The following is a 7850-nucleotide window of genomic DNA, read 5'->3' on the forward strand; positions in this document are numbered from 1 at the left end:
AACTTATATTATTGTTTATTATTTTTTCGGGAATATCCTTGCCTGCTTTTGGTCAGGCAGAAGTTGAAATCTGCAATAATTGCTCTCAAAGTCAAAAAGACAAGGTTGCAAGGCTAAGCGTTAACTCTGATACTAAAGCTGTCATTGTGGTCGATATGATTAATGAAACAGCATTAAAATATGATACTAACTACATTGAAGATCGTTATGGTGAGCCAGTAGTTAGTGTTTCTTTGTCTGAGCTTAGTAATGATGAAGCTTTTGATTTAGACCTTCTCTATGAATACCGCAAAGAGTTAGTACGTGTAATAACGCGTGCTTCTGAAAAGAGTATGCTTAAAAATGCGCAAAGTACTCAACGTAATATATCGACTCCTAAGTATACTAATTCCAATGTAAATGATAATTCTCCGATAGGAAAGGGGATTGAAGTCAAGGGAAGTCCCTATGACTTTTTGCTTGCCAGTTATTTTAGAAATGATGTTTATGACTTTTATTTTGCGGGTGAGACATTAGCTTTAACAAAAATATTATTACCAACTAAGGGAACAATTAAATTTCCGAATATGAATAAGTTAAAGCTATATGTTCGTATAAACTTTTATAGTGATGATTTGGCTAAAAGCCTAAATGGTTTTGTTAGCGTAACACTAAACCCAGTAATTAAGTCATTTAATATTTTAGGCGGGCGGGATGGATTTAAAAACTCAATTCCTTTGAACCAAGACGAAATTAGTGGTCATGATTTTATATTCGCAAATGCTAAGAGCGAAAGAAATGAACACGCCAAGTTTGAAAGATACTCCAGCTCACTAGACGGAGGAGTTAGCTGCCGAGTTGTGGAAACCAAAACGAAGGGAAATAAAAAAATATACACTTATCAATGCTAGCGTTATAAGTTAAAGAGTGGAGTTACCACTCTTTAACTGTTGTCTAAACTTTTATTTGTTATTTTTAATCCTAGCAAGCACACCAACAGTACCGATTAATATCACTACCGCCCATACTGGCCAATTGCCGTATTGGCTATAGATACTATCGCCTTTGATTAAAGTGATATTGGCCTCAAGTACATCAGCTTTAAATTGTGGCATAGCTAATTGTGATTGAGCGATAGGGTCGTAAACGGCGCTAATACCATTATTAGTAACACGAATTAGTGGGCGCTGTAACTCTAGGGCGCGCATACGCGCTATTTGCATGTGCTGATGCGGACCATGTGAGTCACCGAACCATGCATCGTTACTCACCGTGAATAAAATATCGGAGTCACTGTGATAATTTCCACGAACCAACTCAGAAAAAGCAATTTCATAGCAAATAGCCGGTAAAATGTTTAAGCCATTTGCGCGTAAATTGTTTTGTACTTCATCACCACGGGTAAAGGATGACATAGGTAAATCAAACAGTGGCGCAATTGGGCGCAAGAAGTCCTGAAACGGCACAAATTCACCAATAGGTAATAACTGATGCTTTTGATAGCGGTTTTTACCTAAATATTGATAGTGGCCTTCACTGTCATTGTGTTCTTTTTTACCAAGCACTATTAAGGTATTAAAAATGTTACGCGTGTCGTATTGGTAATCAACGATACCGGTAATAAGCGCGGTGTCATTAAAGGTTGCGGCACTATCAAGGCCTGTTAAATACTCGGTTGATAAAGCTTCAAGCTCCGGCACCGCAGCTTCTGGCCAAACAATTAAATCAGCATCCCAATGTAAGCGAGTCATATCTTGGTATTTGCTCATAGTCGTCCAAAACTCAGACGGCTCAAAGCGAAGATGCTGTTTAATATTGCCCTGCACCAGTACAGTTTTTATGGTTTTGTCTTGGTAGTGTAGCTGGCTGCTGCTTGCTATCGTATATAAACCAGCTAATAAGGCTACAGAGGCGATAAGTGGTTTGCCATCTTTGTAAGCTGTGCGATATAAAGCAAACGCAATTAACATACATACAAGCGTAATCCCAAACTCGCCAATTACCGGGGCTAAAAAATTAAGTGGACTGTCTGTTTGCGTGTAACCAAAGCTCAGCCACGGAAAGCCTGTTAGTAATGTGCCACGTAAGTACTCTGTGGTTGCGATAGCGGCGAGGAACCAACATATAAAGCTATATGGGCCTTTAGCAAGGCGTGTTGCCAGCCAAGTAGCTAATGCAGGATAAAGGGCTAAATAAGCACAAAGCAGCACCATTAACGAAATTGAAGCAATTAATGGCATGCCACCAAAGGTCGCTATTGATACATGCACCCAACTTATACCTGCACCAAACCAACCTAAACCAAATATAAAGCCATATTTAGCACTTTGTTTAGCGGCTAATTTACCGTTTGCGAGAGGGTTAATGCAGTAGAGTAGAGCACCAAGGGAAAGAAAAGTTATAAACCATAGGTTATAGGGTGCGTAACTTAAGGTTAAAAAGAGGCCCGCAATAAGTGCGAGCCAGGCTTTTTTATCTTTTGCAAGGTGACTTAGGTTAGTTAGCAGTTTCTTCACTGTCGTTATCATCAGCCTTTGGAATGGTGACTTGCAATTGTAAGATACGGCGGTTATCTGCGTTAGTGACTTTAAATTGTAAGCCTTCTACCTCGATTGTTTCACCACGGCTTGGCATATGGCCAAATGCATGTAAAACAATACCACCTATGGTGTCAGCATCTGAGGTGCTGTAACCGGTTTTAAAATACTCGTTAAAGTCATCAACTTCAGTCAGTGCTTGCACAGCGTAAACGTGTTTTGCAACTTGGCGAATATCTTGTAGATCTTCACTTTCATCGTGCTCGTCTTCGATTTCACCCACGATGATTTCAAGGATATCTTCAATAGTGACAAGACCAGACACACCACCATACTCATCAATAACAATCGCCATGTGGTAACGTTGTTGACGGAACTCATTAAGCAGCGTGTCTACACGTTTACTTTCAGGCACTACAACTGCAGGACGCAAATATTCACGTAAAGAAGGTAGTTGCTCATCTTTGTTGATGATAAGTGGTAATAAATCTTTTGCTAATAAAATACCTTCAACATGGTCTTTGTCTTCACATACCACAGGAAAACGTGAATGTGTTGAATCAACCATCATAGGTAATAGCTCTTCTAATGGTGTATCAACCTCTAAGGTTACCATTTGCGAGCGTGGGATCATGATGTCCCGCACTTTTAGCTCTGATACACCTAGCACCCCTTCAATCATATCTTTGGTTTCAGGGTCGATAAGGTCGCGTTCTTGCGCATCGGCAATTACTTCTACCAGCTCTTCTCTATTCTGGGGTTCCCCTTGCAACATTTGGGCTATGCGGCCCAGCCACGTTTTGCCAGAAGAACCCTGGCTAGTTTGCGAGTTGTCGTCGCTCATTGCGTCTAATTGCTCCGTTAATTTAAATATCGTCTCGATATGGGTCAGCGATGTTCAGATCGGCAAGTAATTGCTTTTCAATGCTTTCCATTTCAAGTGCATCTTCGTCCTTTATATGGTCAAATCCAAGTAAATGCAAGCATCCATGGATAACCATATGGGCAAAATGGTCGTGAAAGGTTTTTTCTTGCTCAATTGATTCGGCTAAAACAATAGCCGGGCAAATGATTAAATCACCTACTAAAGGTAACTCAATGCCCGGTGGTGCTTCAAATGGAAAAGATAAGACATTAGTCGGTTTATCTTTGCCGCGGTAATCATTGTTGAGCTGCTGGCTTTGTGCTTCATCGCTGACCACTATAGTCAGCTCTGCATCTTCACGGTAGTTGCTAAGGGCTTTGTCAGCCCATAGCTGGAATTGTTCAAAGCTTGGTAAGTCGTCAAACTCACAGGCTATTTGTAAATCTAATTCGGTCACGAGTTTGCTTCTTGTTGGTTTGCTTGTGCTTCTTTCAGACGTTGCTTCTCTGCACGTTTTAAACGTTCTGCTTCATCGTTTCGCTCATAAGCTTCAACGATACGAGCAACAACCGGGTGGCGAACCACATCGTGTGATTGGAAGAAGTTAAAGCTAATTTCATCGACACCGTTTAATACTTCGATGGCATGACGTAGGCCTGAGCGGGCACCGCGCGGTAAATCGACTTGTGTAATATCACCCGTGATCACCGCTTTTGAATTAAAACCAATACGGGTTAAGAACATTTTCATTTGTTCTGCTGTGGTATTTTGGCTTTCATCGAGAATAATAAACGCGTCATTAAGCGTACGACCACGCATATAGGCAAGGGGCGCGACTTCAATCACATTTTTCTCAATTAGCTTTTCAACTCGTTCAAAACCCAGCATTTCAAATAATGCATCATATAAAGGGCGTAAATACGGGTCGATTTTTTGGCTTAAGTCACCCGGTAAAAAGCCTAGCTTTTCACCTGCTTCAACCGCAGGACGAGTTAACAAAATACGGCGAATTTCTTGACGCTCTAAGGCATCAACGGCTGCAGCAACCGCTAAATAAGTTTTACCTGTACCAGCAGGGCCAATACCAAAGGTAATATCGTGATGCAAAATATTTGCAACATACACGCCTTGATTATCATTGCGCGGTTTAATAACGCCACGGCGAGTTTTAATCACCATGTCTTTGCCATATACACCTGGGTTTTCATCTTGCTCTAGCGCATTTGATTCGCTAATTGCCAAATGTACGGCTTCAGGTTCAATCTCGCCAATCAGGCCGCGAATAGGTTGAGTTTCAATATAGAGGTTTTTTAGTATCTCAACAGCCGCAGCTGCAAGGTGCAGTTTACCGGTTACTCTGAAGAAATTATCACGGTGTGCAATCTCAACGCCAAGGCGGCGTTCAATTTGCTTAATGTTTTCGTCAAACGGACCACATAAAGATGAAAGGCGTTTGTTGTCGGCGGGTTCTAAATAAATCTCTAATGTTTTTAACTGATTACTCAAAATTGCTTCCTATTGATGGGTGCAGGCTGTGCCTGCACCAAGTGTCACCCTAAGGTACGAAAGTAGCAACGCCAATTTCGTTAGGGGCCGTAGCGGCCTCAGCTTCAGCAGCTTTATTTAAAATAGCTGAAGGTGCCACATCACGGCGTAAGTTCATTTCTGATTCTGTACGAATTAATTCACCACGTAAAGAGTTTGGCAATGCTTCTGTAATACGTACATCAACGAATTGACCGATCACTGAGTGAGGGCCTTCAAAGTTAACCACTCGGTTGTTCTCAGTACGGCCACGTAATTCCATTGGGTTCTTCTTAGAAGGACCTTCAACTAGGATACGCTGTTCGGTATCAAACATTTGGCGGCTGATTTGCTGCGCCATTTGCGTGATACGGTTTTGCAGAATGTATAAACGTTCTTTTTTCTCTTGCTCTGTTACGTCATCTGGTAAATCAGCAGCAGGCGTACCAGGGCGCGCACTGTAGATGAAGCTAAAGCTCATATCAAAGCCAATATCATTGATAAGGTTCATAGTTGCTTCAAAGTCCGCTTTACTTTCGCCAGGGAAACCAATGATGAAGTCTGAAGACATGCTTAGGTTAGGGCGAATTTTACGTAACTTACGAATCGTAGATTTGTACTCGAGTGCAGTGTGACCACGCTTCATAAGGTTAAGAACACGGTCTGAACCACTTTGCACTGGTAAGTGTAGGTGGTCAACAAGCTCAGGTACGTCTGCATACGCATCAATAATATCTGGCGTAAATTCTACAGGGTGCGATGTGGTGTAACGAATACGGTCAATACCGTCAATCGCAGCGACATAACGTAGTAGGTCAGAGAAGTAACAAATTTCACCGTCGTGAGTTTCACCGCGATACGCATTTACGTTTTGACCAAGTAGGTTTACTTCGCGAACACCTTGCTCTGCAAGTTGGGCAACTTCAAGTAAGACGTCATCAAGTGGGCGGCTTACTTCTTCACCACGCGTATAAGGAACTACGCAGAATGTACAGTATTTAGAACAACCTTCCATAATTGATACAAACGCAGTAGGGCCTTCCGCTTTTGGCTCAGGTAAACGATCGAACTTTTCAATCTCAGGGAATGAAACGTCAACTACCGAGCTGCTGTCGCCACTTTGCACTTGCTTAATCATTTCAGGTAAGCGGTGTAATGTTTGCGGGCCAAAGATTACATCAACAAACGGCGCACGTTGACGAATTGAGTCACCTTCTTGCGATGCAACACAGCCACCAACACCAATGATTAACTCAGGTTTGTCGTCTTTTAATAGTTTCCAACGGCCAAGCTGATGGAATACTTTCTCTTGTGCCTTTTCACGGATTGAACAGGTATTGAGTAAGATCACGTCAGCGTCTTCAGCTTCTTCAGTTAACTGATAGCCGTTAGTCGCATCTAGTAGATCAGCCATTTTCTGAGAGTCGTACTCGTTCATCTGACAACCCCAGGTTTTAATATGCAGCTTTTTACTCATTGAAATATAGCCTCGTTTTCAATTCGGTAGTGACACAAAAATGTGTTAGAAACAGGATTAAGTGGCAAGTATGCCGACTTAAAGGACGCGTATTTTAGCTGGATACCCGCACAGATCCAAGTATAGTTTTTATCTTTGTGGTGTGAAATCAAACAAGTCACTGTTTTGAAATTCATAAGCAGTAAATGCACTGACACGCAATATTGAATTACGTTACAATTTATCCCGTATTTAAATAGCCAAATGAGCGAATATTAAATGAATAAAAATAAGGTAATTGTTGTCGGTGGCGGCATGGTAGGTGCTGCTACTGCTGTAAAACTGGCCAAGCAGGGTAGGGATGTCACCGTTATTGAAAAGCACCTTATCGATGCTGATCAAATTTTAAGCTCAGATAAGGTAGATATTCGCATTTCGGCTATTAATCGTTTTTCAGAGAATTTACTTGATGAGCTTGGTGCAATGCCGTTACTAAGACAAAATCGTATCGCACCCTATCAACAATTAGAGGCCTACCAGCAACAAGGCGAGAATTTATTGTTTGATAGCCATGAGATTGGCGAAACGCATTTAGGTCATTTAATCGAAAATAATTTAATTCAAGCAAGTCTTTGGCAGCAATTCGCCAAGTACAACATCGAAGTGATAGAGCAGTTATCTGCCACCACGGATATTACTCAAACGGCTGATTCAATCACCTTACATTATGGCGATACTCAATATACCGCTGATTTAGTTGTTGCTGCAGATGGTGGACAGTCACAATTGCGAACTAAAGCTGGTTTAGGTGTAACGGGTTGGCAATATGGCCAGCATTGCATGGGCGTGTTAATCAAATTAGATGCCCCACAGCAGGTAAAAACGTGGCAACAATTTACGCCAACCGGGCCTGTGGCGTTTCTACCGATGCAGGCGCCTTATGCTAATTTAATTTGTTATCACGATGCTGCAGTTTTAAAGCAGTGGCAAAAATTGTCGAATGAGCAACTCAAAGCAAAGTTCATTGACCATTTTCCTGAACTACCGGGTGACTTTGAATTACTTGAGCATGCTGTTTTTCCACTTGCACGCCAACATGCCAATGATTACTCGCACGGACGTTTAGTTTTGGTGGGTGATTCGGCGCACACAATTAACCCGCTCGCTGGGCAAGGTGTGAACCTAGGGTTTCAAGATGTTGTAGCACTGGCAGATATTTTGGCAGATCAACCTGATGTTGGTCAGCAAGCGTTATTAAAACGCTATGAGAAAAAACGCCGCCACGCTAATTTACTAATGATGAGTATGATGGATGCATGTTATTTTGGTTTTTCAAACGAGATTAAACCACTGAGCTGGGTGCGCAGTAAGTTTTTAAAGCTTGCTAATAACACAGGCCCTGCAAAGAACTGGGTTTTAAAGTATGCGATTAGCGGGACATTAAGTTAATCGTAAAAAATTAATTGTACAAAAGATAAAGAAGCGGGGT

The 7850-nt window shown here is 41.7% G+C and carries 7 protein-coding genes; 2 read left to right on the top strand and 5 right to left on the bottom strand.

The window, feature by feature from the left end; all coding sequences use genetic code 11:
- Window positions 1-890 (top strand): hypothetical protein (locus L1D51_RS19550; protein WP_239964567.1); only part of this gene is annotated, 890 nt, incomplete at its 5' end.
- 51 nt (window positions 891-941) lie between these two features.
- Here the strand turns inward: L1D51_RS19550 and lnt are convergent.
- From lnt to miaB, 5 genes are read right to left on the bottom strand one after another with little or no spacing between them, the layout of a single operon-like run.
- Complete coding sequence (lnt, locus tag L1D51_RS19555) at window positions 942-2495, bottom strand: apolipoprotein N-acyltransferase (protein WP_239964568.1); 1554 nt, start codon at window positions 2493-2495, stop codon at window positions 942-944.
- Entirely contained in the window at window positions 2476-3360 is an 885-nt protein-coding gene (gene corC, locus L1D51_RS19560; RefSeq protein ID WP_054551660.1) for a CNNM family magnesium/cobalt transport protein CorC, read from the bottom strand. The genes lnt and corC overlap by 20 nt, the downstream gene beginning before the upstream one ends.
- A 22-nt stretch (window positions 3361-3382) precedes the next feature.
- Entirely contained in the window at window positions 3383-3838 is a 456-nt protein-coding gene (gene ybeY, locus L1D51_RS19565; RefSeq protein ID WP_054561820.1) for an rRNA maturation RNase YbeY, read from the bottom strand.
- Entirely contained in the window at window positions 3835-4887 is a 1053-nt protein-coding gene (locus tag L1D51_RS19570) for a PhoH family protein (protein WP_055020914.1), read from the bottom strand. Before L1D51_RS19570 ends, ybeY begins: the two co-directional genes overlap by 4 nt.
- Window positions 4888-4936: 49 nt before the next feature.
- Entirely contained in the window at window positions 4937-6382 is a 1446-nt protein-coding gene (gene miaB / locus L1D51_RS19575; protein ID WP_054551657.1) for a tRNA (N6-isopentenyl adenosine(37)-C2)-methylthiotransferase MiaB, read from the bottom strand.
- A 258-nt stretch (window positions 6383-6640) separates the two neighbouring features.
- On the opposite strand from miaB, the gene L1D51_RS19580 reads away from it, so the two are divergent.
- Window positions 6641-7810 (top strand): FAD-dependent oxidoreductase, encoded by a 1170-nt coding sequence (locus L1D51_RS19580; protein WP_239964569.1) that lies wholly within the window; start codon window positions 6641-6643, stop codon window positions 7808-7810.
- The last annotated feature ends 40 nt before the right edge of the window (window positions 7811-7850 follow it).

It is taken from the genome of Pseudoalteromonas shioyasakiensis (assembly GCF_022398475.1).
Classification (GTDB): Bacteria; Pseudomonadota; Gammaproteobacteria; order Enterobacterales; family Alteromonadaceae; genus Pseudoalteromonas.